This is a genomic window from Mycolicibacterium flavescens (genome assembly GCF_001722335.1).
Taxonomy (GTDB): Bacteria; Actinomycetota; Actinomycetes; order Mycobacteriales; family Mycobacteriaceae; genus Mycobacterium; species Mycobacterium flavescens.
Window position 1 is genome coordinate 16,428 of sequence record NZ_MIHA01000005.1, and the last position, 25,878, is coordinate 42,305.

The 25,878-nt window shown below is 68.7% G+C and carries 30 protein-coding genes; 13 read left to right on the forward strand and 17 right to left on the reverse strand.

Translation table 11 applies throughout. The features are described from left to right. Positions 1–69 precede the first annotated feature (69 nt). The 5 genes from rpsD to infA all read right to left on the reverse strand — a co-directional run bounded on the left by rpsD (position 70) and on the right by infA (position 2,056). On the reverse strand, positions 70–675 hold the full coding sequence (rpsD, locus tag BHQ18_RS07970; RefSeq protein WP_069413067.1) for a 30S ribosomal protein S4: 606 nt from the start codon (positions 673–675) through the stop codon (positions 70–72). A gap of 14 nt (positions 676–689) precedes the next feature. Next, positions 690–1,106: a 30S ribosomal protein S11 gene (rpsK, locus tag BHQ18_RS07975; protein WP_069413068.1), complete on the reverse strand. Its 417-nt coding sequence runs from the start codon at positions 1,104–1,106 to the stop codon at positions 690–692. A gap of 6 nt (positions 1,107–1,112) precedes the next feature. Continuing rightward, entirely contained in the window at positions 1,113–1,487 is a 375-nt protein-coding gene (gene rpsM / locus BHQ18_RS07980; protein ID WP_069413069.1) for a 30S ribosomal protein S13, read from the reverse strand. 184 nt (positions 1,488–1,671) lie between these two features. After that, positions 1,672–1,785, reverse strand: a complete 114-nt coding sequence (rpmJ, locus tag BHQ18_RS29010; protein WP_003879483.1) for a 50S ribosomal protein L36 — start codon at positions 1,783–1,785, stop codon at positions 1,672–1,674. A 49-nt stretch (positions 1,786–1,834) separates the two neighbouring features. Then, on the reverse strand, positions 1,835–2,056 hold the full coding sequence (gene infA / locus BHQ18_RS07985; RefSeq protein ID WP_003418601.1) for a translation initiation factor IF-1: 222 nt from the start codon (positions 2,054–2,056) through the stop codon (positions 1,835–1,837). Between the two features lie 281 nt (positions 2,057–2,337). On the opposite strand from infA, the gene BHQ18_RS07990 reads away from it, so the two are divergent. The 4 genes from BHQ18_RS07990 to BHQ18_RS08005 are packed head-to-tail and all read left to right on the forward strand — an operon-like array spanning position 2,338 to position 7,308. Then, on the forward strand, positions 2,338–4,044 hold the full coding sequence (locus BHQ18_RS07990; protein ID WP_069413070.1) for an NAD(P)/FAD-dependent oxidoreductase: 1,707 nt from the start codon (positions 2,338–2,340) through the stop codon (positions 4,042–4,044). Between the two features lie 31 nt (positions 4,045–4,075). Next, positions 4,076–5,569, forward strand: coding sequence for an ATP-binding protein (locus BHQ18_RS07995; protein WP_069413071.1), 1,494 nt, complete (start codon positions 4,076–4,078; stop codon positions 5,567–5,569). Between the two features lie 29 nt (positions 5,570–5,598). Beyond that, positions 5,599–6,444, forward strand: coding sequence for an LLM class F420-dependent oxidoreductase (locus BHQ18_RS08000; protein WP_069413072.1), 846 nt, complete (start codon positions 5,599–5,601; stop codon positions 6,442–6,444). 21 nt (positions 6,445–6,465) lie between these two features. Further along, positions 6,466–7,308, forward strand: coding sequence for an LLM class F420-dependent oxidoreductase (locus tag BHQ18_RS08005; RefSeq protein ID WP_069413073.1), 843 nt, complete (start codon positions 6,466–6,468; stop codon positions 7,306–7,308). A 21-nt stretch (positions 7,309–7,329) separates the two neighbouring features. On the opposite strand, the gene BHQ18_RS08010 is transcribed toward BHQ18_RS08005, so the two are convergent. Continuing rightward, positions 7,330–7,965 (reverse strand): hypothetical protein, encoded by a 636-nt coding sequence (locus BHQ18_RS08010; RefSeq protein WP_069413074.1) that lies wholly within the window; start codon positions 7,963–7,965, stop codon positions 7,330–7,332. Positions 7,966–8,090: 125 nt separating this feature from the next. Here BHQ18_RS08010 and rfbB point away from each other — a divergent pair, with 125 nt between their 5' ends. The 5 genes from rfbB (at position 8,091) to mmsB (ending at position 13,379) form a co-directional block, all read left to right on the forward strand. Continuing rightward, a complete protein-coding gene (gene rfbB / locus BHQ18_RS08015) occupies positions 8,091–9,083 on the forward strand; it encodes a dTDP-glucose 4,6-dehydratase (protein WP_069413075.1) in 993 nt (330 codons plus the stop codon). After that, entirely contained in the window at positions 9,080–9,682 is a 603-nt protein-coding gene (gene rfbC / locus BHQ18_RS08020; RefSeq protein WP_069413076.1) for a dTDP-4-dehydrorhamnose 3,5-epimerase, read from the forward strand. The genes rfbB and rfbC overlap by 4 nt, the downstream gene beginning before the upstream one ends. Positions 9,683–9,772: 90 nt before the next feature. Beyond that, positions 9,773–11,293: a CoA-acylating methylmalonate-semialdehyde dehydrogenase gene (locus tag BHQ18_RS08025; RefSeq protein ID WP_069413077.1), complete on the forward strand. Its 1,521-nt coding sequence runs from the start codon at positions 9,773–9,775 to the stop codon at positions 11,291–11,293. A 16-nt stretch (positions 11,294–11,309) separates the two neighbouring features. Then, entirely contained in the window at positions 11,310–12,476 is a 1,167-nt protein-coding gene (locus tag BHQ18_RS08030) for an acyl-CoA dehydrogenase family protein (protein WP_069413078.1), read from the forward strand. A gap of 27 nt (positions 12,477–12,503) precedes the next feature. Then, complete coding sequence (gene mmsB, locus BHQ18_RS08035; protein WP_069413079.1) at positions 12,504–13,379, forward strand: 3-hydroxyisobutyrate dehydrogenase; 876 nt, start codon at positions 12,504–12,506, stop codon at positions 13,377–13,379. A gap of 3 nt (positions 13,380–13,382) precedes the next feature. Here the strand turns inward: mmsB and BHQ18_RS08040 are convergent, their stop codons facing one another. Further along, positions 13,383–14,063: a nitroreductase family protein gene (locus tag BHQ18_RS08040; protein WP_069413080.1), complete on the reverse strand. Its 681-nt coding sequence runs from the start codon at positions 14,061–14,063 to the stop codon at positions 13,383–13,385. A gap of 37 nt (positions 14,064–14,100) precedes the next feature. Beyond that, entirely contained in the window at positions 14,101–14,901 is an 801-nt protein-coding gene (locus tag BHQ18_RS08045) for an HAD family hydrolase (protein ID WP_069413081.1), read from the reverse strand. 115 nt (positions 14,902–15,016) lie between these two features. On the opposite strand from BHQ18_RS08045, the gene BHQ18_RS08050 reads away from it, so the two are divergent. Both BHQ18_RS08050 and BHQ18_RS08055 read left to right on the forward strand, forming a co-directional pair. After that, positions 15,017–15,679, forward strand: a complete 663-nt coding sequence (locus BHQ18_RS08050) for a response regulator (RefSeq protein WP_069413082.1) — start codon at positions 15,017–15,019, stop codon at positions 15,677–15,679. After that, on the forward strand, positions 15,676–16,911 hold the full coding sequence (locus BHQ18_RS08055; RefSeq protein WP_069413083.1) for a GAF domain-containing sensor histidine kinase: 1,236 nt from the start codon (positions 15,676–15,678) through the stop codon (positions 16,909–16,911). The genes BHQ18_RS08050 and BHQ18_RS08055 overlap by 4 nt, the downstream gene beginning before the upstream one ends. A gap of 61 nt (positions 16,912–16,972) precedes the next feature. On the opposite strand, the gene BHQ18_RS08060 is transcribed toward BHQ18_RS08055, so the two are convergent. Then, positions 16,973–17,473, reverse strand: coding sequence for a MarR family winged helix-turn-helix transcriptional regulator (locus BHQ18_RS08060; RefSeq protein WP_069413320.1), 501 nt, complete (start codon positions 17,471–17,473; stop codon positions 16,973–16,975). Positions 17,474–17,561: 88 nt separating this feature from the next. On the opposite strand from BHQ18_RS08060, the gene BHQ18_RS08065 reads away from it, so the two are divergent. Then, positions 17,562–18,542, forward strand: coding sequence for an NmrA/HSCARG family protein (locus BHQ18_RS08065; protein ID WP_069413084.1), 981 nt, complete (start codon positions 17,562–17,564; stop codon positions 18,540–18,542). A 76-nt stretch (positions 18,543–18,618) separates the two neighbouring features. Here the strand turns inward: BHQ18_RS08065 and BHQ18_RS08070 are convergent, their stop codons facing one another. From BHQ18_RS08070 to BHQ18_RS08105, 8 genes are all read right to left on the reverse strand, one after another. After that, positions 18,619–19,140 (reverse strand): MarR family winged helix-turn-helix transcriptional regulator, encoded by a 522-nt coding sequence (locus BHQ18_RS08070; protein WP_069413085.1) that lies wholly within the window; start codon positions 19,138–19,140, stop codon positions 18,619–18,621. A 6-nt stretch (positions 19,141–19,146) separates the two neighbouring features. After that, complete coding sequence (locus BHQ18_RS08075) at positions 19,147–20,154, reverse strand: pyridoxal phosphate-dependent aminotransferase (RefSeq protein WP_069413321.1); 1,008 nt, start codon at positions 20,152–20,154, stop codon at positions 19,147–19,149. After that, complete coding sequence (locus BHQ18_RS08080) at positions 20,151–21,161, reverse strand: 3-oxoacyl-ACP synthase III family protein (RefSeq protein ID WP_069413086.1); 1,011 nt, start codon at positions 21,159–21,161, stop codon at positions 20,151–20,153. The genes BHQ18_RS08075 and BHQ18_RS08080 overlap by 4 nt, the downstream gene beginning before the upstream one ends. A 6-nt stretch (positions 21,162–21,167) precedes the next feature. Beyond that, positions 21,168–21,794, reverse strand: coding sequence for a hypothetical protein (locus BHQ18_RS08085; protein WP_069413087.1), 627 nt, complete (start codon positions 21,792–21,794; stop codon positions 21,168–21,170). After that, a complete protein-coding gene (locus BHQ18_RS08090) occupies positions 21,784–23,463 on the reverse strand; it encodes a thiamine pyrophosphate-binding protein (RefSeq protein WP_069413322.1) in 1,680 nt (559 codons plus the stop codon). Before BHQ18_RS08090 ends, BHQ18_RS08085 begins: the two co-directional genes overlap by 11 nt. Before the next feature lie 74 nt (positions 23,464–23,537). Beyond that, positions 23,538–24,254, reverse strand: coding sequence for an anti-sigma factor family protein (locus BHQ18_RS08095; RefSeq protein WP_069413088.1), 717 nt, complete (start codon positions 24,252–24,254; stop codon positions 23,538–23,540). Next, on the reverse strand, positions 24,251–24,766 hold the full coding sequence (locus BHQ18_RS08100) for a sigma-70 family RNA polymerase sigma factor (RefSeq protein ID WP_069413089.1): 516 nt from the start codon (positions 24,764–24,766) through the stop codon (positions 24,251–24,253). The genes BHQ18_RS08095 and BHQ18_RS08100 overlap by 4 nt, the downstream gene beginning before the upstream one ends. A gap of 62 nt (positions 24,767–24,828) precedes the next feature. After that, on the reverse strand, positions 24,829–25,302 hold the full coding sequence (locus BHQ18_RS08105; protein WP_372516657.1) for a MarR family winged helix-turn-helix transcriptional regulator: 474 nt from the start codon (positions 25,300–25,302) through the stop codon (positions 24,829–24,831). Positions 25,303–25,445: 143 nt separating this feature from the next. Between BHQ18_RS08105 and BHQ18_RS08110 the strand changes: the two genes are divergently transcribed. Continuing rightward, complete coding sequence (locus BHQ18_RS08110; protein ID WP_069413090.1) at positions 25,446–25,877, forward strand: Fur family transcriptional regulator; 432 nt, start codon at positions 25,446–25,448, stop codon at positions 25,875–25,877. Position 25,878 lies beyond the last annotated feature (1 nt).

Consider the following 25,878-nt stretch of genomic DNA (forward strand, 5'->3'; position numbering starts at 1 on the left):
TCGGGGGCGGGAGCCCCCGAGGGTGGTTCTTTTCGGGGGTTCTCGGGGGCGGAGCCCCCGAGGGTGGTACTACTTCGAGTAGAGCTCGACGATCAGCTGCTCGCTGAGCGGGATGTCGATCTGCGCGCGCTCCGGAAGCTGGTGCACCAGGATGCGCTGACGCTCGCCGACGACCTGCAGCCACGACGGGATCGGGCGCTCGCCGGCGGTCTGCCGGGCCACCTCGAACGGCAGCGTGTTCAGCGACTTCTCTTTGACGTCGATGATGTCGTACTGCGACACCCGGTAGCTGGGGATGTCGACCTTGACACCGTTGACCAGGAAGTGGCCGTGGCTGACGAGCTGGCGGGCCATCCGCCGGGTGCGGGCCAGGCCCGCGCGGTACACGACGTTGTCCAGCCGGCTCTCGAGGATGCGCAGCAGGTTGTCACCGGTCTTGCCGGGCAGCCGGTTGGCCTCTTCGTAGTAGCGGCGGAACTGCTTTTCCATCACGCCGTACGAGAACCGCGCCTTCTGCTTCTCCTGCAGCTGCAGCCGGTATTCGCTCTCCTTGATCCGCGCGCGGCCGTGCTGGCCGGGCGGATACGGACGCTTCTCGAACGACTGATCGCCGCCGACCAGGTCGACGCCGAGGCGGCGCGACTTGCGGGTCGCGGGTCCGGTGTAACGAGCCATTCTTCTGTTCCTCCCTAGACCCTGCGTCGCTTCGGCGGACGGCAACCGTTGTGCGGCTGCGGCGTGACGTCGGCGATCGCGCCGACCTCGAGGCCGGCGGCCTGCAGCGAGCGGATGGCGGTCTCGCGGCCCGAACCCGGGCCCTTGACGAAGACGTCGACCTTCTTGACGCCGTGCTCCTGCGCCTTGCGCGCGGCGTTCTCGGCGGCCAGCTGCGCGGCGAACGGGGTCGACTTACGCGAGCCCTTGAACCCGACGTGTCCCGACGACGCCCAGGCGATGACGTTGCCCTGCGGGTCGGTGATCGACACGATCGTGTTGTTGAACGTGCTCTTGATGTGAGCGGCGCCGTGCGGGACGTTCTTCTTTTCCCTGCGCCGGGTCTTCTGACCCTTCTTGGCGGACGTGCCGCCCTTCTTAGCCTGTGCCATCCGGGGTTACCTGGCCTTCTTCTTGCCGGCGATGGTGCGCTTGGGGCCCTTGCGGGTGCGCGCATTGGTCTTGGTCCGCTGGCCGCGCACCGGCAGTCCGCGGCGGTGCCGCAGCCCCTGGTAGCAGCCGATCTCGATCTTGCGGCGGATGTCTGCCTGCACCTCGCGGCGCAGGTCGCCCTCCACCTTGAGGTTGGCTTCGATGTAGTCGCGCAGCTGGGTGACCTGGTCGTCGGTCAGGTCCTTGGTGCGCAGGTCCCGGCTGATGCCGGTGGCTTCCAGGATCTCCTGGGAGCGGGTACGGCCGATGCCGTAGATGTAGGTCAGGGCGATCTCCATGCGCTTATCGCGCGGCAGATCCACGCCCACGAGACGTGCCATCAGGCGGTGTTCCTTCTTCTATGCGGAGGTCTTGGTCCCAGTCCGTTCCCGTCCTGCGGGGTCCGGCCTCCGTGCCGGACGTGATGATCGGCGTATCCGATCAGTGGTGCTGGGATTTCGTCATTCAGTTGTCGGCAGCAGCGCGCTGGGGTCTAGCCCAGTTGTCTGGTCTTCGCGCAGGCGCTCATCCCTGACGCTGCTTGTGGCGCGGATCTGAGCAGATCACCATGACCCGCCCATGCCGGCGGATCACCCTGCACTTGTCGCAGATGGGCTTGACGCTCGGGTTCACCTTCACGGCTGTTCGATCCTGTCCTCTGTCTTCTTGGTCTCTGTCTTCTTGCTGCTTACTTGTACCGATACACAATGCGGCCCCGGGACAGGTCGTAGGGAGACAGCTCCACGACGACGCGGTCCTCGGGCAGGATGCGGATGTAGTGCTGCCGCATCTTGCCGCTGATGTGGGCGAGCACCTTGTGTCCGTTCTCCAGCTCAATGCGGAACATCGCATTGGGCAGGGGTTCGACCACGCGGCCCTCTACCTCGATGGCACCGTCTTTCTTGGCCATTGGTTTCGGAGATCCTCCGTGTCCGTCTAGATAGTTGGCGCCTTCTGGCGCAGAATCGCTCCGACTACAAAACGTGAGCCAGTAGCCAGAAATTCCAGACAAGGGCACGCAAGAGTCGGCGCGACGACCGCACCGTTGGTCCATGTTACCCGCTCGCGCGTCGTCCCCAAAATCGCCGAACATGCAGCTAGTGCGGCCGGAGCGCCGGACCCGTACCAGCGCGGGCCGGCGCCGCGGTCTGACCCCGTATTCGGTGGACAACCGGCGCATACTTGATCTCGATGACCGCGCCCCAAACCCAGACTCGCAGACCTGCCGTGTTCACCGTCGACGACGATCCTGCGGTTTCGCGCGCCGTCGCGCGCGACCTGCGCCGCCACTACGGGGAGCGCTACCGCATCGTGCGCGCCGAATCGGGCGCCGACGCGCTGGCCACCCTCAAGGAACTGAAGCTGCGCGGCGACACCGTCGCGGTGTTCGTCGCCGACTACCGGATGCCGCAGATGAGCGGTATCGAGTTCCTCGAGAAGGCGATGGACTTCTTCCCGCTCGCCCGCCGGGTGCTGCTGACCGCCTACGCCGACACCCACGCGGCGATCGACGCCATCAACGTCGTCGACCTCGACCACTACCTGCTCAAGCCGTGGGACCCACCCGAGGAGAAGCTCTACCCGGTGCTCGACGGGCTGCTCGAGGAGTGGCGCGCGGTGGGCGACCGCGCGATGCCGTACACGAAGGTGATCGGCCACCGCTACAGCGACCGGTCGTGGGAGGTGCGGCAGTTCCTCGCCCGCAACGAGTACTCCTTCCGGTCCATCGACGCCGAGAGCCAGAAGGGCCGTCAGCTGCTGGACGCGGCGGGCCTCGACGGCAGCAAGCTCCCGGTCGTCATCACCGAAAAGGGCGAGACGCTGGTCGAGCCCGAGGACGCCGAGTTGGCCTCGCTGCTCGGCCTGTCCACCGCACCGCAACTGGAGATGTACGACCTGGCGGTGATCGGCGGAGGTCCGGCGGGTCTGGCCGCAGCGGTGTACGGCGCGTCCGAGGGCCTCAAGACCGTGCTGATCGAGAAGGCCACCACCGGAGGGCAGGCGGGCCGCAGCTCGAAGATCGAGAACTATCTCGGCTTCGAGAACGGGGTCAGCGGCTCCGCGCTCACCACGACCGCGCGCCGGCAGGCCGAGCGTTTCGGCGCCGAGGTGATCACCACCCGCGAGGCCGGTCGGCTCAAGGTCGGCGGCATCGGCGCCGCGCACACCATCTACCTGAACAAGAACGTCGCCATCGGGGCGCGCGCGGTCATCCTGGCCACCGGCGTGGACTACCGCGAACTCGAGGTGACCGGGTGCCGGCAGACCCCGACCGACCCCGACGAAGCCAACTTCGTCGGCCGCGGCGTCTACTACGGCGCCTCGGTCTCGGACAACAGCGAGTGCGCCGGCGAGGACGTCTACATCGTCGGCGGCGCGAACTCTGCCGGCCAGGCCGCGATGTACATGTCGCAGACCGCCAAGTCGGTGACCATGCTGATCCGCGGCCCGTCCATCGAAGCGGGCATGTCGCAGTACCTCGTCGACCGAATCCGCCGCACCCCCAACATCACGGTCCGCACCTGCACCGAGGTCGTCGACACCATCGCCGACGGCGACCACCTGTCAGGGCTGGTCATCGTCGACAAGCAGACCGGCGCCGAGGAGGAGGTCTGCTGCGACCGGATGTGCTGCTTCATCGGCGCGACCCCGCGCACCGACTGGCTCGAAGACGCGGGAATAGCCCGCGACGACCACGGTTTCATCCTGTCGGGACCGGATCTGCGCGAGAAGGTGGGATGGACCCTGGACCGTCCGCCGCATCACCTGGAGACCAGCGTCCCGGGCGTGTTCGTCGCCGGAGACGTGCGGTCGGCGTCGGCCAAGCGGGTCGCGGCCGCCGTCGGCGAAGGGTCGATGGCCGTGATGCTGGTGCACCGGTACCTCGCGGAAGCTTGATGCCGACAGCAGCCTAGGAAGGGAGCCCCTCATGGGCGAGCAGTGCGTGCGCGACGAACTCCGGACGCTGTTCCTGTTCGAGAAGCTCAGCGACGAGCAACTCGACACGCTCTGCGCGGCCGGCAGCATCGAGAGGTTCCCGGCCGGGCCGGTCGTCGTCGAGGGTGAGCCGGCGTCGTGTTTCTACGTGCTGATCGACGGCGAGCTGATCATGTCGAAGCGCTCCGGTGGCGTCGACATCCAGACCAACCGCACCTCGCAGCGCGGCGTCTACTTCGGCGCCTGGTCGGCGTACGTGCCCGGCGAGGAGCACATCTACGAGGCCTCGGTGCGGCTGACCAAACCGTCGCGGTGCTTCGTGCTCGACTCGGCCGCGTTCGCCCGGTTCATGCAGACCGAGTTCCCGATGGCGGTGCATCTGCTTGAGGGACACCGCGTCGGCGGGCGCCGGCAGAACCAGATCATCGGCCAGCGCGAGAAGCTGCTGGCGCTGGGCACCATCACCGCCGGCCTGACCCATCAGCTGAACAACCCGGCGGCGGCCACCGCCCGCGCGGTCGCCGATCTGCGCGAGACCGTCGGCAAGATGCGGCACAAGCTTTCGATGCTGGCCGACGGGCAGTTCAGCCCCCAGGCTCTGTGCGTGCTGGTGCGCATCCAGGACGACGTGGCCGAGCAGGTCGCCAAGAACCGCGACGTCGAACTGTCGGCGCTGGAGGCCTCCGACCGTGAGGACGCGATCGGCGACTGGCTCGAGGCGCACGACATCACCGGCGCCTGGGACTACGCCCCGACGTTCGTGGAGGCCGGGCTCGACACCGACTGGCTCGAGCGGGTTCTGGCCTCCGTCGAGGAGGTGGATGCGACGGCGTCGCTGCAGGCGGCGGTCGGGTGGCTGAAGTACACCATCGACAACGAACTGCGGATGAACGAGATCGCCGAGGCCAGCAAGCGGATCTCCGCGTTGCTCGCGGGCGCCAAGCAGTACTCGCAGATGGACCGCGGCGCCTACCAGAGCGCCGATGTCCACGAGCTGCTGCGCAGCACGATCATGATGTTCGGCGACCAGATCGGCATCGAAGGCAAGGGCCGGCCGGTCACCGTGGTCAAGGAGATGGACAAGACACTGCCCGAATTGCATTGCTATCCGGGCGATCTGAACCAGGTGTGGACCAACCTCATCGACAACGCGATCCAGGCGATGGACGGCAACGGCACGCTGACGATCCGCACGGCGCGCGAGAACGACCAGATGATCCGCGTCGAGATCTGCGACGACGGACCCGGTATCCCCGAGGACATCATCGACCGGATCTTCACGCCGTTCTTCACCACCAAACCGTTCGGTCAGGGCACCGGCCTGGGCCTGGATCTGGCGTGGCGGATCGTCGTGGAGAAGCACGGTGGCACGCTGACGGTGCAGTCGCAGCCCGGCGACACCCGCTTCGTCGTGTGCCTGCCGCTGATGGCGCCTGCACCGGTGGTCCCGACCCCCGGCGAACTGTCCGCCGCCGGTACGGAATAGCCGGGTCAACGCATAGGGTTGAGCAGGTCATGACCAAGCCCCAGCTCGGCACCTACGGCACCTTCGGCCACTACTCGATGTGGCAGCAGCTGCCGGCCGACCAGCTGCGCGCGATCGAGGACCTCGGCTACGGCGCGATCTGGGCCGGCGGCTCCCCGCCCGCGGACCTGTCGTGGGTCGAGCCGATCCTGGACGCGACGTCGACCATCAAGCTGGCGACCGGCATCGTCAACATCTGGACCGCCGCCGCCGGACCGGTCAGCGAGTCCTTTCACCGCATCGACAAGGCCTTCCCGGGCCGCTTCCTGCTCGGTATCGGCGTCGGCCACCCCGAGGCGCAGACCGAGTACAAGAAGCCCTACGACGCGCTCACCGAGTACCTCGACAAGCTCGACGAGTACGGCGTCCCGCAGGACCGACGGGTGGTCGCCGCGTTGGGGCCGCGGGTGCTCAAACTCTCGGCCGACCGCGCCGCGGGCCCGCACCCGTACCTGACCACACCCGAGCACACCGCCGAAGCGCGCGAGCTGATCGGGCCCGACGCGTTCCTCGCGCCCGAGCACAAGGTGGTGCCGACCACCGACGCCGAGGCCGCCCGCGCGGTCGGCCGCAAGGCGCTCGGGATCTACCTGAACCTCACCAACTACCTGAACAACTGGAAGCGGCTCGGTTTCACCGACGACGAGATCGCCAAGCCGGGCGGTGACCGCCTCGTCGACGCCGTCGTCGCATATGGCACCGTCGACGACATCGCCGCACGACTCAAGCAGCACCTCGACGCGGGCGCCGACCACGTGCCCGTTCAGGTGCTCACCGCACCGGACAAGCTCTTGGACGCGCTGGCCGCGCTGGCGGGTCCGCTCGGCCTCAAGTGACTTCACCACCGAAGGGATCGCATGACTGAGCTCAAGCCCGACCTCGGCCGCTACGGCGTCTGGACGTTCGGCACCCCCACCCCCGAGCAGGCCGTCGAGATCGAGAAGCTCGGCTACGGCGCAGTGTGGATCGGCGGATCACCGGCCGGCGACCTCAACTACGTCGAACCGATTCTGGAGGCCACCGAGAACCTTTCGGTCGCCACCGGCATCGTCAACGTGTGGACCGCCCCGGCCGAGGAGGTCGCCGAGGCGTATCACCGTGTCGAGGACGCCTACCCGGGACGGTTCCTGCTCGGCGTCGGGATCGGTCACCCCGAACACACCGAGGAGTACCGCAAGCCCTACGACGTGCTGGTCGAGTACCTCGACGCGCTCGACGCGAAGAAGGTGCCGACCAGCCGGCGGGTGTTGGCGGCGCTGGGGCCCAAGGTGTTGCAGCTGGCCGCCAGGCGCAGCGCGGGCGCGCACCCGTATCTGACCACGCCGCAGCACACCGGCGAGGCCCGAAACCTGCTCGGACCGACCGTGTTCATCGCCCCCGAACACAAAGTGGTGCTGGCCCGCGACGCCGAGGCGTCCCGCGAGATCGGCCGTAAGGCGGTCGACTTCTACCTGAACCTGTCGAACTACCGGAACAGCTGGAAGCGGCTGGGGTTCACCGACGACGACCTCGCCAAGCCGGGCAGTGACCGGTTCGTCGACGCGGTCGTCGCCCACGGCACCCCCGAGGCGATCGCCGCGCGGCTCGAGGAGCATCACGAGGCCGGGGCCGACCATGTGACGATTCAGGTGCTCGGCGGGTGGGACGTGCTGCTGCCGACGCTGAAGGAGCTGGCCGGCCCGCTGGGCCTGAAGGGCTAGCGGTCGCCGTTTCGCCGCGGCTCACCCCAGCTGCTGCAACCGCTCATCGATGGACGTGGCCAGTCGTTCGTCGACGGTGAGTTCGAGGTAGACGGGCTCGAACGCGGCGGGAAGTCGGTCTTGCAGTGCCAGCCTCTGCAGGTTCTCCAACCGCAGCAGCACATCGTTGACGAAGCCGGCCATGTCCCGGACGAGGCCGTTGAGCAGCCGGATTGTGTCCGCCATGAGGTCGGCGGAATCCTTTGGCGGCAACCAGATTCGGCACTCCTCGGCGTTCGAGAGCATCTGCTGGTAGCAGTCACCGAAGACGTGGGCCGCCGCGACGATGGCCGGGCCGTCCGCCCCGTCCTCGTTGTTGGGCGCACCGAAAACTCCCGCGAACGCGGGGTCGGCGAGCAGGCTGACGAACTTGGCAAGCGCGTTCTCCGCATCGCACAGACGCTCCGATACGAACCACGCGACATCAGGGTCCGACAGCAGCACGCCCTCCGGCATCACGGGCGAGCCCAGTACCTGCCTGATCTTGCGCTCCTCCAGCGCCGCCCACCGATGGAACACCACCGACGCGAACGCCGCCCACGACCAGCACACCGGTTTGTCCCTGATCATCGGTTCGACCAGGTCCAGTGTGGGAACGACGTCTGCGATCCGTTTCATGAACCCACGCTAGGAGCGGGCACCGACAGAATCGGTTCACCGACCAGCGCAGGACCGCGAGTGCTGCTAGATCGGCCCCGAGCCACGGCGGGCCGGGCGGGCGGTACCCGCTACTGTCGGTGACCATGCGGTTGCTGGTCACCGGCGGGGCGGGGTTCATCGGCGCCAACTTCGTGCACGCGGTGGTGCGCGACGGCGCCGACGACGTCACGGTGCTCGACGCGCTGACCTACGCGGGTAGCCGGGAGTCGCTGGCGCCGGTCCGGGATCGGATCCGTCTGGTCGGTGGCGATATCACCGACGCCGCGCTGGTCGACAGGCTGGTCGCCGAGTCCGACGCCGTCGTGCACTTCGCCGCCGAGACCCACGTCGACAACGCGCTGGCCGACCCCGAGCCGTTCCTGCGCTCCAACGTGATCGGCACGTTCACGATCCTCGAGGCGGTGCGCCGGCACGGGGTGCGGCTGCACCACGTGTCGACCGACGAGGTCTACGGCGACCTGCCGCTCGACGGTGCGCAGCGCTTCACCGAGTCGACGCCGTACAACCCGTCGAGCCCGTACTCGTCGACCAAGGCCGCCGCCGACATGCTGGTGCGGGCCTGGGTGCGCTCTTACGGTGTACGCGCGACGATTTCGAACTGCTCCAACAACTACGGGCCCTATCAGCACGTCGAGAAGTTCATCCCGCGCCAGATCACCAACGTGCTGACCGGGCGGCGGCCCAAGCTCTACGGCAGCGGCGCCAACGTGCGCGACTGGATCCACGTCGACGACCACAACAGCGCCGTGCGACGGATCCTCGCCGACGGGCAACTGGGCCGCACGTATCTGATCGGAGCCGGCGGTGAGCGCGACAACCTGTCGGTGCTGCGCACGATCCTGCGGCTGATGGACCGCGACCCCGACGACTTCGACCACGTCACCGACCGCGCCGGTCACGACCTGCGCTACGCCATCGACGCCTCGGCGCTCACCGACGAATTGGGTTGGCGCCCAGAGCATACCGACTTCGAGGAGGGGTTGCGCGCCACGATCGACTGGTATCGGGCGAACGAATCGTGGTGGGCCCCGTTGAAGGACACGGTGGAGGCCACCTATCAGGAGCGCGGCCAGTGAACGTCCGCGAGCTGGCGGTGCCCGGGGCGTGGGAGATCACGCCGAGGCTGCACGCCGACGACCGCGGCGTGTTCTTCGAGTGGTTCACCGATGCGGCGTTTCGCGAGTTCGCCGGCCACCGACTCGATCTGCGACAGGCCAACTGTTCGGTGTCGGCGGCGGGCGTGCTGCGCGGTCTGCACTTCGCGCAGGTACCGCCGAGCCAGGCCAAGTACGTCACGTGCGTGCGCGGCGCGGTGTACGACGTCGTCGTCGACATCCGCGTCGGCTCACCGACCTTCGGCCGCTGGGACGCCGTGCGACTGGACGACCGTGACCGGCGCACCATCTATCTGTCGGAGGGGCTGGGCCACGCGTTCCTGGCGCTGGAGGACCACTCCACGGTCATGTACCTGTGCTCGGCGGGCTACGACCCGCAGCGTGAGCACACCGTCGATCCACTGGACCCGGCGATCGGGATCGAGTGGCCTCTCGACGCCAACACGTTGATCTTGTCGGACCGCGACCGCGCCGCGCCCTCGCTGGCGCAGGCACAGCAGCAGGGCCTGCTACCGGGTTGGGACCAGACGCGGGCGTTCGTCGAGTCGCTGCGCCGTTAGCCGAGCCGCGTAGCCGACGGGTCTTGCGTTCGGCCGCCGATGAATACTAGGATGTCCTAGTATTTAGCCGTTCGGCAAGGGGCCACGATCATGAGCACACAGATTCCGCACTTCATCAACGGGCAGCGCAGCACCGGATCGTCCACGCGCACTGCTGACGTTCTCAATCCCAACACCGGCGAGGCGCAGGCCCAGGTTCTGCTGGGCTCGGCCGCCGACGTCGACACCGCCGTCGCCGGCGCGGTGGAGGCGCAGAAGCAGTGGGCGGCCTGGAACCCGCAGCGCCGCGCCCGCGTGTTGATGAAGTTCATCGGCCTGGTCAACCAGAACGCGAACGAACTCGCCGAACTGCTGTCCCTCGAGCACGGCAAGACCCACGCCGACTCGCTCGGCGACATCCAGCGCGGCCTCGAGGTCATCGAGTTCAGCGTCGGGATCCCGCACCTGCTCAAGGGCGAGTACACCGAGGGCGCGGGCCCGGGCATCGACGTGTTCTCGCTGCGCCAGCCGCTCGGCGTGGTCGCCGGTATCACCCCGTTCAACTTCCCGGCGATGATCCCGCTGTGGAAGGCCGGCCCGGCGCTGGCGTGCGGAAACGCGTTCATCCTCAAGCCTTCCGAGCGCGACCCCTCGGTGCCGCTGCGGCTGGCCGAGCTGTTCATCGAGGCAGGCCTGCCGCCCGGTGTTTTCCAGGTCGTGCAGGGCGACAAGGAAGCCGTCGACGCGATCCTGCAGCACCCGGACATCCAGGCGGTCGGCTTCGTCGGCAGCTCGGACATCGCGCAGTACATCTACGCCAACGCGACCGCCAACGGTAAGCGGGCCCAGTGCTTCGGCGGCGCCAAGAACCACATGATCGTGATGCCCGACGCCGACCTCGACCAGGCCGTCGACGCCCTGATCGGCGCCGGTTATGGCAGCGCCGGTGAGCGCTGCATGGCGATCAGCGTCGCGGTGCCGGTCGGCGAGGAGACCGCGGACCGCCTGCGCGCCCGCCTCGTCGAGCGGGTCAACGGCCTGCGCGTCGGGCACAGCCTGGACCCGAAGGCCGACTACGGCCCGCTGGTCACCGGCGCGGCGCTCGAGCGGGTCCGCGACTACATCCGCCAGGGTGTCGAGGCCGGCGCCGAAGCTGTGGTCGACGGCCGCGAACGCGCCAGCGACGACATGCAATTCGGCGATGCCAGCCTGGAGAAGGGCTTCTTCATCGGGCCGACGCTGTTCGACCATGTCACCACCGACATGTCGATCTACACCGACGAGATCTTCGGGCCGGTGCTGTGCATCGTGCGGGCCAAGGACTACGAAGAGGCGCTCGCGCTGCCCACCGAGCACGAGTACGGCAACGGCGTGGCGATCTTCACCCGCGACGGCGACGCCGCCCGCGACTTCGTGTCGCGCGTGCAGGTCGGCATGGTCGGCGTGAACGTGCCGATCCCGGTGCCGGTGGCCTACCACACCTTCGGCGGCTGGAAGCGGTCCGGCTTCGGTGACCTCAACCAGCACGGCCCGCACTCGATCCTGTTCTACACCAAGACCAAGACCGTCACGCAGCGCTGGCCGTCGGGCATCAAGGATGGCGCGGAGTTCGTCATCCCCACCATGAACTAGCGAGAACACAAGCACCATGGACTATTTCGGGTTCGACGACGACGAACGTGTGATCGCCGAGACGGCGGCCGCGTTCGCCGAGAAACGCCTGGCGCCTTACGCGTTGGAGTGGGATGCCTCCCACCACTTCCCCACCGACGTGTTGCGTGAGGCCGCCGAACTCGGGATGGCCGCGGTGTACTGCAACGAGGACGTCGGCGGCAGCGGGCTGCGCCGGCTCGACGGGGTGCGGATCTTCGAGCAGCTCGCCACCGCCGACCCCACGGTCGCTGCGTTCCTGTCGATCCACAACATGTGCACGTGGATGGTCGACACGTACGGCACCCCCGAACAGCGCAAGAGCCTGGTTCCGCGGCTGGCCTCGATGGAGCTGATCGCCAGCTACTGCCTCACCGAACCGGGCGCCGGCTCCGACGCCAGCGCCCTGCGCACCAGGGCGGTGCGTGACGGTGACCAGTACGTCCTCGACGGCGTCAAGCAGTTCATCTCCGGCGCCGGGGAGTCCGACGTCTACGTCGTGATGGCCCGCACCGGAGCCGAGGGGCCGCGGGGGATCTCGACGTTCATCGTCGAAAAGGACACGCCGGGGCTGAGTTTCGGAGCCGACGAAGCGAAGATGGGGTGGCGCGCGCAACCCACCGCGCAGGTGATCTTCGAGAACGTGCGGGTGCCCGCCGACGCGATGCTCGGCGGCGCCGACGGCGAGGGCACCGGCTTCGCGATCGCGATGAACGGGCTCAACGGCGGTCGGATCAACATCGCCGCGTGCTCGCTGGGCGGAGCGCAGGCGGCGTACGAGCAGGCCGCCGCCTACGTGCGCGACCGGGAGGCATTCGGGGGTTCGCTGCTCGACGAACCCACCATCCGGTTCACCCTCGCCGATATGGCCACCGCACTGGAGACGTCGCGAAACCTGTTGTGGCGGGCCGCCCGTGCGCTCGACGACAATCATCCGGACAAGGTCGAACTGTGCGCGATGGCCAAGCGCTACGTCACCGACGCCTGCTACACCGTCGCCGACCAGGCGCTGCAGCTGCACGGTGGCTACGGCTACCTCAACGAGTACGGCGTGGAGAAGATCGTCCGCGATCTGCGGGTGCACCGGATCCTCGAGGGGACCAACGAAATCATGCGCGTGGTCATCGGGCGGTCACAGGCCGCCAAGGTCCGTGCGTCGGCTTAAGGCTCAACGGCTTAGGAGAGGTCATCAATGACGACGATCGCGTTTCTGGGGCTCGGCAACATGGGCGGCCCGATGGCGGCCAACCTGGTGGCTGCCGGGCAGTCGGTGCGGGCCTTCGACATCGTGCCCGCGCTGCGGGAGACGGCCGCCGGTAAGGGCGCGACGACGTTCGACACCGGCGCCGAAGCCGTCGCCGAGGCCGACGTCGTGATCACCTCGCTACCCAACGGCGACATCGTCAAGGCCTGCTACGCCGAGGTGCTGCCCGCCGCCAAACCCGACACGCTGTTCATCGACACCTCGACGATCTCGGTCGACGACGCGCGCACCATCAACGGCCAGGCCGCCGACCGCGGTTTCGCCCAGCTCGACGCGCCGGTCTCCGGCGGGGTCAAGGGTGCGACGGCGGGCACGCTGGCATTCATGGTGGGCGGCGACGAAGCCGCCGTCGAGCGGGCCCGACCGATCCTGGATCCGATGGCGGGCAAGATCATTCACTGCGGCGCTTCGGGCACCGGACAGGCCGCCAAGCTGTGCAACAACATGGTGCTGGCCGTTCAGCAGATCGCGATCGGCGAGGCGTTCGTGCTGGCCGAGAAGCTCGGGTTGTCAGCGCAGTCGCTGTTCGACGTGATCACCGGCGCGACCGGCAACTGCTGGTCGGTGCACACGAATTGCCCGGTGCCCGGCCCGGTTCCGACGTCGCCGGCCAACAACGACTTCAAGCCGGGTTTCGCCACCGCGCTGATGAACAAGGACCTCGGGCTGGCGATGAACGCGGTCAAGTCCACCGGTGCCAACGCCCCGCTGGGCAGCCACGCCGCGCAGATTTACGCCGACTTCGCCGCCGACCACGCCGACAAGGACTTCAGCGCGGTCATCGAACTGCTGCGCCAGAGCTGACCTTCAGGCCCACGCGCGGTTGCCGTACCGGTCGAGGTGGACCACCTTCTCGACCGGCTTGCGGGTCGTCGGCCCGTAGCGTCCGCGCGGCCAACCCAGCGGCACCACGCACACCGGGGTCACCGTGAGCGGCAGCCCCAGGGTCCGGCGCGCGGACGTCACGCTCCACAGCGGCAGCGTGATCAGCGACGCGCCCAGGCCCATCGCCCGCGCGGCGAGCAGCAGGTTCTGCACGCTCGGGTAGATCGACCCGAAGTACGACGACTCGCCCACGAACGGCGACGGCACGTACGGCATCCGCATCCCGCCGCGCAGGCACGGCACGACGAGCACCGGGATCTCGCTGAAGTGGTCGACCTGCCACTGCACGGCCCGCAGGATCTTCTGCATCGACTCGTCGCCGGCGGCCAGCCGCTTGCCGAGCCCGCCGTAGAGCGACCAGGCCTGCCGGTAGCGCTTCCCGAGTTGGTCCTTGACGGCCTGGTCCTTGACGACGACGAATTCCCAGTTCTGCCCGTTGGATCCGGTCGGGGCGCGCAGCGCCAACTCGATGCACTTGCGGACCACCGCGTCGTCGACCGGGTCCGGAAGGACGCGGCGCACCGCCCGCTGGGTCATCATCGCGTCGACCAGCGGCATGGACAGGTCGGCAAGTGCTTCGTCGGTGGTGGGAACGTTGCTCATCTCATGAAGCTACCGCTCCGGCCCGGTGGAAAAGGCGCTAGGCAGCCGAAGACTTGTGCGACTTCGACCAGGCGGCGTGCAGCCGCTGACAGTCGGCGATCCGCAGCGGGTTCTCCCCGTCGAAGGACGGGCGCACCGCGAGCGCGGCGGGAATATCGGGGGTGCCCTCTCCGGTGATCACCAGGGTCGGCATGCCGGCGCCGGTGGCCGCGCGCAGCCCGGACGCGGACCCGGTGACCGCGAGCGCGTCGTCCGGGCACACGCCGAGCTCCCACAGCGCGTGGCGGTGCGCCTCGGGGTCGGGACTGGGTTTGACGACGTCCTCGGCCGTTACGACGCTTTCGACCATCCCCTCCCCCACGAGCTGGCGCACCAGCGGCTCGGCCCAGCCGCGTTGCCCATTGGTGACGACCGCGATCTGTATCCCGGCGCCGACGGCGTCCATCACGAAGTCGACCAGCCCGGGCCGCGGGGTGAGGTCGCGTTCGAGGATGAGCTCGTCGAACAGCATCGTCTTCGTCGCGTAGATCTCGTCGGCCAACAGTTTGGTCAACACGTCGACTTCAGTGGCCACCCCTCGCTTGCGCAACTCGGCGGCGACCCGCTGGCGCTCGTCGCTGAGCGCCAGCAGTTGCCGGTACCGCGTCACCGACCACTGGAAGTCCAATCCGTGCGCCGCGAACGCCGCGTTGTAGGCCACCCGGTGCCCGTCGCACTCGATGTCGGTCAGGGCGTCGAGGTCGAACACCACGGCCCGCAGCTCGCATATCGAACTCGTCGAGGCGCAGTCCCACCAGAAGCGGCCCGCGCGCCATGTCGTCTCCTGCGTTGTCGGCATGGATCCACAGTGGCCCACGTCACAAGATCAGACCTCCCCCAATCGGGGGATCGTGCGCGCCAATTGCCCCGCGAAGTTCGGTGAGCCGGCAATTGCCCAGCACTAAGGTGGTGCCATGCCGACCAGCTCACCGGTGCGTCTTGTGCTGGTCGACGACCACGAAATGGTCATCGAGGGCCTCAAGGCCATGCTCGCGGCGTTCTCCGACCGGGTGCAGGTGGTCGGTCAGGCCGTCGGCGCCGAACGCGCCCGGGCGGTGATCGACGACCTCAACCCCGACATCGTGCTGTGCGACGTGCGGATGCAGGGCGCCAGCGGCCTGGATCTGTGCCTGGAACTGCGCGAACACGACCCCGAGCGCAAGGTCGTGATGCTGTCGGTCTACGACGACGAGCAGTACCTGTTCCAGGCGCTGCGCGTCGGCGCATCGGGGTATCTGCTCAAGAGCATCAGCAGCGACGAGCTGGTCCGCCAGCTGGAGTTCGTGCACCGCGGTGAGACGGCGATCGACCCGGGCATGGCGGCGCGCGCCGTCGACACCGCCGCGCGGCTGCAGCGCGACGAGTTCTGGCCGGGCGCGCGCCAGGGCCTGACCCAGCGCGAGAGCGAGATCCTCTCGTTCGTCGTCAGCGGGCTGTCCAACCGGGCGATCGCGACCAAGCTGGTGATCGGCGACGAGACCGTCAAGACCCACCTCAGCTCGATCTACCGCAAGCTCGGCGTCAGCGACCGCACCGGAGCGGTGGCGACCGCGCTGCGCGAAGGCATCTACAAATGAGCGCGCCGGATCGCCCGTCGAACGCGGTGCGCGAGCTCAGCCAGTACGCGCTGGCCGCCGACCGCGAACTGGCGCTGCTGCGCGAGCTGATCCAGGCCGCGTCCAAGGGACCCGGTGTGGAGCCGCTGGCCGCCGCGGCCGCGCGGATGATCACCGCGGCCACCGCCAGCGACGTGTGCTTCGTGCACGTGCTCGACGACTCCGACCGGTCGTTGACGCTGGCCGGGGCGACACCGCCGTTCGACGCCGAGATCGGCAAGATCAGACTGCCGCTCGGACAAGGCATTTCGGGTTGGGTGGCGAGCAACCGCGAACCGGTGGTGATCACCGAGGACAAGGAGTCAGACCCCCGCTACATGCCGTTCCCGGCGCTGCGCGGCTCCGACTTCACCTCGATGGTGTCGGTGCCGATGGAAAACGATCCCGGCGGGCTGGTCGGCGTGCTCAACGTGCACACCGTCGAGCGCCGCGAGTTCACCGAACGCGACGTGGAGTTGCTGGTGGTGATCGGCCGCCTGATCGCCGGCGCCATGCACCAGGCGCGGCTGCACCGGCAGTTGGTGGCCCGTGAACGCGCGCACGAGAACTTCGTCGAGCAGGTGATCGAGGCGCAGGAGCTCGAAAGGCGCCGCCTGGCAGGCGATATCCACGACGGGATCAGCCAGCGGCTGGTCACGCTGTCCTACCGGCTGGACGCGGCCGCCAACTCCGACGACACCGGCGTGGTCGCCGAGCAGCTGGGCAAGGCGCGCGAGTTGGTCGAGCTGACGCTGCAGGAGGCGCGCGCGGCGATCAGCGGGCTGCGCCCGCCGGTGCTCGACGACCTCGGCCTGGCCGGCGGGCTGGCCAGCCTCGCGCGGTCGATCCCGCAGATCGGCATCGACGTCGACCTGGCCGAGAAGCGGCTGCCCGACCACATCGAGCTCGCGCTGTACCGGATCGCCCAGGAGTGCCTGCAGAACGTCGTCAAACACGCCCGGGCCACGTCGGCGCGGTTGACGTTCAGCGTCGAGCGCGGCGACACCGGCACCGTCGCCCGGCTCGAAATCGTCGACGACGGCGTCGGTTTCGACACCTTCGAGCATCCGCTCGGCGGTGACGAGATGGGCGGCTACGGGCTGCTGTCGATGGCCGAACGCGCCGAGATCGTCGGCGGCCGGCTCAACATCAGGTCACGCCCCGGCGCCGGGACGGCGGTGACGGCCACCATCCCGGTGCCGGCAGCCCTCTAGCCGAGGGGGCGCTTTCCCCGGCGAGCAGTCGCAAAATGCCCTCAATTTCGCACTTCTGGAGTCACTTTGCGTCTGCTCGCGAGGGTAGATCGAGGGTGCAATCCGTCGCGCGGTGCCGCTCGATGGCGCTGAGCACGTCGTCGGACATCTCCCGCAGCGCCGCCAGCCGGTCCGCGCCGAGCACGTCGACGAACAATTCGTGCACGCGGGCGGCGTTGGCGGGCGCCGCGGTGCGGATCGCGTCGCGTCCGGCATCGGTCAGCACGATGTCCGGGTACCGGCCGCCGGAGCCGTCCCGGCCGATCAACCCGCGCTTCTCCATCCGGCCGAGGTGATGCGAGAGCCGGGTCTTCTCCCAGTGTGTGGCCTCGGCGAGTTCGAAGGCCCGCATCCGCTGCTGCGGCGCCTCCGAGAGATTGACCAGGATCTCGAAGTCGGAGTCCGAGAGCCCGAACTCGCGCTGCAGGTGCTGCACCAAATGCCGTTCCAGGCGGTGGCGCATGTCGACGAACGCGCGCCAGGCGGCCAGTTCGTCACCGGTCAGGGCTCGCTTTTTCGCCATGACCTCGACCATACCCGTTCGGGTTGACATATCAACTCACCGGAGTACCGTCGGATCGAGTTGACATATCAACCTAAAGGAGTGACTGATGACTACCAATGTGATCGCCGTCGTGGGTGCCACCGGTAAGCAGGGCGGCGGCCTGGTCCGCGCGATCCTCGACGACCCCGCCGCCGGCTTCCGCGCGCGTGCCCTGACCCGCGACCCGGATTCGGAGCGGGCCCGCCAACTGGCCGAAGCGGGCGCGGAGGTCGTCGCCGCCGATCTCGACGACCTCGACAGCATGACGCGTGCCTTCGCCGGGGTGGCGGGCGCATTCGTCGTCACCAACTACTGGGCGCCGCGCACGCCAGAGGAGGAAGCCGCCCGCACCCGCGCCGACGCCGAACTGCAGCAGGCCGAGACCGCAGCGCGCGCCGCCAAGACCGCCGGCGTGCCCCATGTGATCTGGTCGACGCTGGAGGACACCCGCGACCACTTCGGCGACGACGAGCGGGTGCCCACTGTCGAGGGCCGGTACAAGGTTCCGCACTTCGACGCAAAGGCCGAAGCCGACAGCCTGTTCACCAAACACGGTGTGCCGGCGACGTTTCTGCGCACCACCGGCTTCTTCGAGGGCTTCACCCGCGACCTGGCACCGGTACGCGACCAGAACGGCGAGCTGGTGCTGACCCTGCCGATGGCCGACCGGACGATGGCCGCAATCGCGGTCGACGACATCGGACGCACCGCGCTGGGCATCTTCAAGCGCGGCGCGGAGTTCATCGGCGCGACGGTCAGTATCGCCGGCGACCACCTGACCGGCGAGCAGATCGCGGCCGAACTCGCGACGCTGTACGGCGAACCGGTCGCCTACCGGCCGCAGAGCTGGGATGAGTTCCGGTCCCTGCCGTTCCCTGTCGCCGTCGAGATGGGCAACATGTTCCAGTTCTACGCCGAGGACTCCGAGCGGTTCGTCGGCGCCCGCGATCTGGACTTCGTGCGGACGCTGAACCCGGGCCTGCTCTCGTTCCACGAATGGGTGCACCAACAGGGTCACCAACAGCCGCGAGCTGGGGCCACGCCGTAGGCAGGGGAACGCAAAGTGACCGGAAAACCGTCGAAAATAGGGCACTTTGCGTCTGCTCGCCGGCGGCGTGGCCCCGCTAAAAGTCTCCCGAGTTGCGCCGCAGGGTCTGGATCGAGGCCGCCAGCGCCCGCGACTCGGCATCGGACATGCCGATGTCGGCGAACACCTCGTTGTTGAGCGTCACCGTGGCGTCCTCGACGGTCGACCGGCCCAGGTCGGTGATCCGCACCAGCGTGGTGCGGCCGTCGGTCGGGTGCGGGATCCGCTCGACCAGACCGGCGGCCTCCAGCCGGCGGATCGCGTGGGTGACGCTGGTGACATGGACCTGCAGCCGGTCGGAGGCCTTGGTGATCGGCAGCGCGCCGTCGCGGGTGAACGCGAGCAGCCGCAGCAACTCGAACCGCGAGAAGCTCAGGTCATAGGGCCGCAGCGCGCTCTCCACCCGGGCGAGCAGGATCTGATGCGCCCGCATCACCGAGGTCACCGCCACCATCCCGTCGGCCACATCGGACCACCCGGACCGTTCCCAGTTGCTGCGCGCGAGCGCGATCGGGTCGCGGTGGTCCTGCCGCGGCGGTTGTGACGGTTGCGGGGGCACGCCTCTTCATACCGCATCGACCGAAGCCTCCCGCGGATTTGCGGCGCTGGCGGCCGCGGCCAACACCGCGCGGGTCGACGCGCGGTCGCCGACGGTGATCCGCACACCGTCGGCGTAGTGGCGCACCCGCAGACCCGTCCCACCGAACACTCCTCGCCAGTCACCGGGCAGGTAGACGAAGTTCGCGTGGCTGTCGGTGCAGTCCACGCCTGCGGCGCGCAGCCGCGTCTGCAGGTACCGGCGTTCAGCGGCGATCATGCGGATCCGTTGCTGCAGTTCGGGTTCGGCCGCGAACGAGGCCGCCACCGCCACCAGCGCGGTGATCGCCATACCGAACGGCAGCTGCATGCTCCACAGTCGGCGCGCCAGGTCGGGCGCGCAGAACCCGTAGCCGATCCGCAGGCCGGCCAGCCCGTAGGCCTTGGAGAACGTCCGCGCCACAACGAGGTTCGGGTACCGGACGATCAACGACGCGGTGTCCAGACGCAGACCCGGCGGCAGGAACTCCGCGTACGCCTCGTCGAGTAGCACCACCGTCTCCGACGGCACCCGGTCCAGGAACCACTCGAGGTCAACGGCGGATTCGACGGTGCCGGTCGGATTGTGCGGGCGGCACACCACCGCGACCCGCGCCCCGGCCGCCGCCGAGGCCATCGCGTCCAGATCGTTTCTGCCGTGTCCGTCCAAGGCGACGGTGACCGACCGCAACCGGGCCATCCGGGCGAAGATCGGATACCCGTCGAACGTCGGCGTCGCCGTCACGACCGTGTCACCGGGGTCGGTCACGGCGTGCAGCAACTGCATGATCACGCCGCTGGCTCCGACCCCGATCACCACCTGCTCACCGGCCACACCGATGCGGTCGGCGATCAGGGCACGCAACCGCTCGGGAAGGTACTCGGGATAGCGGTTGGCCGCCTCGATCGAGGTGCTCAACGCGGCCTGCACCGACGCCAACGGAGGGAACGGGTTCTCGTTGAGCGACAGGGCGGTCGGGTCCGTCGCGGCGGTCATCCCCGCCCGCCCCACCGCACCGCCGCGGCACCGGCGAAGTCACCGGCGTGCGCGAACGCCGCCATCAGCACGACGTCGCCGGCGGTCAGCCTGGCGTCGCCGATCGCGCGGTCGAGGTTGACGGGGATGGCGGCGCCGAACAGGTTGCCGCACTGCTCGAACGTGTCGACGTGCCGTTCGGGCGGCAGTTCGAGCGCCTCGCGCCAGTTCCTCAGGAACACCCGGTTGGGCTGGTTGGACACGAACAGATCCAGGTCGGCGGGTTTGATCCCGATCCGGTCGCACACCGCGTACGCCACCTCGGGCACCTGCCGGTTGCCCCGCGCCAGCACCTTGGTGATCTTGCTGTCGGTGAACCCGATGTAGCCCTCCCCCGGACCCGGTTGCCACCACTTGCGCGGCGGGTCGGCGGCGATCGTCATCTCGCCGGCGTACTCGCCGTAGGTGCGGCATTCGACGGCCAGCACCGGCGAATGGTCCGACACCGCGACCAGGCCGACCGCGGCGCCGTCACCGGGTACCGCCGCCTGCGCTTTGCGCCGCACACCCGGTTGGTCGAACACCTGGCCTGCGGCGTTCTGTGCGACGGCGATCACCGCGGTGCGTCCGGCGCCGCCGGACAACAGTTGTCCGGCCGTCTGCAGCGCGAGCACGAACGCCGCGCAGCCGCCGTTGTGCAGATCGAGCACGCACGCCGGTTTCATGCCGAGGCGATGGGCCATCGCGCCCCCGCCGCCGTAGAACGGCACATCGGGCATCTGGGTGTGGGTGATCAGCACGTCGGCGTTGGCGATGACGTCGTGTCCGTAACGCTGCACCAGTCCGGCGGCCGCGCGTTCGACCATGTCGACGGCGGTCTCGTCCGGTGCGACGTGGTGGCGGTACTTGGGCGCGCGGAACATCAGGCTCTCGCGCAACTCGTCGGATCCGGCGAACTGCGCGTAGTAGTCGGCGCCGATCGGCTCACCGGGCAGGTAGGTCGAGACGTCGAGCAGGCTCACGGTCATCGGTGTTCACCTCATCCAGGACGGGGTTACGGAAAGCCCTTGGCGATGGCGGTATTCGGCGATCGCCTTGAGGTTGCGCAACTCGAGCAGATGCCCGGCGCCGAACATGTCCCAGAAGTCGCCGACCCATACCGGGCGCTGCGGCGGCGCGGTCTGCGGATAGGGGTTGCGGTCGTAGAACGGGTGGTGGCAGTTGGTCCACAGCACCACCGAACCGGGCCGGTCGAGCACGACCTGCGCGTCGACGATCCGCATCAGGTAGATCATCCACAGGTGCGTTCCCTGGTCCCAGGCGCAGTGGTAGTCGACGGTGCCGGCCTGCCGGTTCGCCACGGTTCGGGTGAAAATCTTTGTCTCCGAACCCAACCGGTCGTAGGCCAGCCACAGCCCCGGTTCCTCGGTGGGCGTGAAGCCGCGCAGGCTGTAGGTCCACTCCTGCAGACATCGGGTGTCGGCGAGGTAGTCGAACAACTCGCCGGGCGGGCAGTCGACGTAGCTGTTGACCGTGCAGTAGTCGCCGAAGACCTCGTCGTGCGGGTATACCGACCGCATCATCTGCATGATGATCGGGGTCGCCCGCTCCCGCGGGGAGGTCTCGATGCGGATCAGGCCGTCGATGTCGTCAAGTGTCATGGCGGTGGGTTCCTTCGGGGCGGGGTGGATGGGCGAGAAACGCGGTGAACGGCGGGATTTCGTCGGCCGAGCAGTCGATGCTGATGACCGCGGGTCCGTCGGTTTCGAGTGCTGCCGACAACGCGGCGCGCAGACCGGCGATGTCGGTGACGTCGGTCGCGGGCAGGCCGGGGAACATCGCCTGCAGCCCGGCGCCGAGACGGCTCTCGCCGAACCGGTTGTAGCTGTAGCGCGCGCCGTAGAAGATCTGCTCGCGGGTCACACACATCGCGTGTGCGTGATTGTCGAAGAGGCAGAACGTGATCGGCAGGCGGTACTGCCGGGCGGTGTGGATCTCCATGCCGTGCATGTAGAAGCTGCCGTCCCCGGCGATGACGACGACGTGTGAGCCGCGCGCGAGCGCGACGCCGATCGCGGCGCCGAAGCTGTAACCCATCCCGCCCATGCCGAGCGCGACGACGAACCGTCCGTCCCGGCGCGCGGGCAGGTGGTGGATCGCGGCCGCGCCGGTGTTGCCGGCGTCGACGACGATGTCGACACCGGCCGGCAGCAGGTCGTCGAACGCCAGCATCGCGTCGCGGTAGCGCACCCCGGGCCCGGTATGGACCGGTGTCTGTAATTCGGTGTGCGGCAGCGTCGCTGGTACCCGCAGCCGCTCGGGTCGTCCTTCGCCGGAGAGCGCGACCACCAGTGTGGCCAGCGAGCGGCGGAGGTCGTCGGTGTGCACATGCGCGCACGGGCGGTAGGGTGAGGCGCACCCGAGCGAGAACACCGGCACCGAGGCCAGCGCATCGTCGAGCCCGGCGCTCGCGGTGACGTTCATGCGTGTGCCGATCAGCAGGCACAGCGCGCTGCCGGTGAGTGCCGACGCGACCCCGGGGTGACCCATCACCCCGGTGACGCCCAGCGCCGACGACGAGCCGCGCCCCGGTGTGCCTGCCACGTCCTTGGCGTCCGGTACGGTCGCCACCCGCGCCCGCAGCAGCGCCCGCAGCTCCTCGAGTTCGTCGCGGGCGTCGTCGCGGGCGACCTGCTCACCGGCGATGATCGTGACGGGTCCTGCGGCGCGCCGCAGTGCGTGAGCGATCGGATGCGGGTCGGCGGACCGGGGGGCCGCGGCACCGTCGCCCCGGTCCCGGTCGGTCGCCGGAATACTGCTCTGCTGAATGTCTTTCGGCAACAACAGCACCGCAGGGCCGCGCAGCTCGCGCGCCGCCGCGACAGCGGACCGCAGCGCCGCGACGATGTCGGCAGGCGTCGTCACCCGATGGCAGAACACCGACACCGAGGCGAAGAGATCCCGCGCGTCCATCGCGCCGTTGCGGCCGCTGGTGTCCTGAAACGCACCCCGGCCCTCCAGCGTGGTCGGCGGCTGTCCGATCACCGCCAGCACCGGCACCCGGCTGGCGAGTGCTTCGGCCAGCCCGGGCACGGTGTTCAACGCGCCGCCGCCGGACGTCGCGGCGAGCACTCCGAGCCCGCCGCCGCCGCGGCTGTACCCGTCGGCCATGGTGGCTGCGGAGAACTCGTGCTTGGCCAGCACGGCGGTCATGTCGGCGTGGAAGTGCGCGGCGTCGTAGAGGTCCTCGATGTTGGCGCCGTCGACGCCGAAGATGTGGCTGACGCCGATCGCCGAGAGGAACTCGACGATGTGATCGACCACCCGCATGTGTCCACCTGCCTTCGCGCGCTTCAGCAGTGACACGGCGCACAGCACGCTCCGGTTCAACCGGGGCGGGTGAATTACAGCGGGCGCTCCAGCAGCACGGTGCCCGACTCGGGCGAAACCAGTTGCACCGCGGCGATTTCGTGCGTCTGCAGCGGTGTGTTGGCGCTGGGCAGCGCGGTCGCACCGGACAGCCCGAGCCACGTCGCGACCTGGCTGCGGCTGCCGTCGTGGCCGACGACAACCATGGCCAGGTTCTGCGGCTCACCGCCGCTTTGACCCCAATCCCCGTAGGAGCAGGTCATGTCGATGCGGGTGCCCCACCCGTAGCCGGTCATGGCGACGGTTGCGTTGATCGGCGTCTCGGCCACCTTGTTCATCTCCAGTTGCTGACCGGAGGCCTGTGCCGGCGCATCGGAACCCAGACCGAAGGCGTCCGGGCGCAGCGCGATCGCCAAGCCGAAGGCGAGCACCGCGGCGGCCATGCTCATCGCGGCCGCGGCGATGAAGCGGCGTCGCCGCCGCGCGCTGACCGCCGCCAGCAGGGTGTCGAGAAGTTCGGCGGGCGGTCCGTCGTGCTCGGGGTCCGGTTCGGCTAACTCGTCAGGCCCGATCCTGCTCAGCAGCGGCGGAATTCCGCTCAGCTCGGCGACCCGGGCCTGACAGGCCGGGCAGGTCTTCAGGTGCTTTTCGTAGTCGCGACGCTCGTCGCCGGGCAGCGCACCCAGCACGTAGGCCGCGTCCCAGGTGACGTAGCGGTCGCCGTCGGTTTGGGAGGGAGCGGGTCCGGTCACCGTGTCACCCCCATCTCGTCGAGCTTGAGCTTGAGTGCGCGCACCCCGTAGTGCAGACGCGACTTCACCGTCCCCTCGGCGATGTGCAGGTCGGCGGCGATCTGTGCGGTCGTCCACCCCCGGTAGTAGGCCCGGCTGATGACCGCGCGGTGCTCGTCGGACAGTTCCCGGACGGCTTCGGCGAGCAGCATTCTGTCCAAGGCAGACTCCACCTCGTCGGGGCCGGCACGGTCCGCGACGGCCTCCATGTCCGGCGTGCCCGATTCGCTACGGAACCGGGCGCTGCGCCGCTCGTCGATGATGAGGTTGCGGGCGACGGTGAACAGCCACGCCCGTGCCGAGCGCGAGCTGTCCGCCGTCACCTCGGGATGGCGCCATGCACGCAGCAGCGTCTCCTGCACCACATCCTCCGCCCTCGCTCGATCACCCGTCAGCCGCACCGCATAGCGCCAGATGGCGGCGGCGTGCTCGGCATAGAGCACCCGCATCACGGTCGCCTCCGGGTCGTCCAAATCCAACCTCCGTTATGAATACGAGGTTGCCGGTCCTCCGGTTCAGTCTGCGCGCTGCACCTTCAGAGCGGGACGGAGTTGCGGGTAGCGGCCTGGGCGCCGGTGAAGCGCTCGTGCAGGGTGCGCAGCACCGCCGCGCATGCGGCCCGCTCGGCCGGATCGATCTGGTCGAGCACCCGGCCCAGTTCGCGACGACGGTGTGCGGTCACCCGCTTCACCACTTTGCGGCCCTGCGCGGTCAGCTCGAGGGTGACGACGCTGCGGTTCGACGGGTCCGAGCCGCGGACCAGGTGCCCGGACGCGTGCAGGCGGTCGGCCAGCCGGGTCACCGTCGACCCCACCACCCCGAGCGCTTTGGCGCACTCGGTCGACGTCGAGCAGCCCCGCTGCTGCAGCACCGACAGCAGCCGGAACTGGGGCAGCGACACGTCGACCTCGTCCACGCTGCGCAGCGCCAGCCCGACGAGGTCGCGGGCCGCGACCTCGAATGCCGTCAGCTCGTCTACGGGCGTCTTGCTCACGTCGCGTCTCCGGATGCGGACATGCCGGAGAGTATCGCACGCCACCTCACTGCCGCAGCGGCGCAGGCACATATCTTTTGCACCACGCAACCCTTGCTTTTTGCAAGAGAATGGTCCAGACTGGAATCTGGACTTGATCAAGTTTTGGAAGGACGCGTATGGCCGTGCATCGTTGGGACGACGATCTGCGGGCTGCCGGGTTACGCGTCACCAGACCCCGCCTCGCAGTCCTCACCGAAGTGCAGGCCAATCCGCACGCCGACGTCGAGCAGATCGCCGCCGGAGCGCGCCGCCGCATCGGATCCCTGTCGACACAGGCGGTTTACGACGTCCTCTACGCGCTGACCGACGCCGGACTGCTGCGGCGCGTCGAACCCGCCGGCTCGCGCGCCCGCTTCGAGCTGCAGACCGGCGACAACCACCACCACGTGGTGTGCCGGATATGCGGCGCCCTCGACGACGTCGACTGCGAAATCGGCCGGGCGCCTTGCCTGCACACCAGTGGTGACACCGGTTACGCAATCGACGAAGCCGAAGTGACGTTCTGGGGTGTCTGCCCCGGCTGCCAAGGCAGTACACAACTCAAGTGAA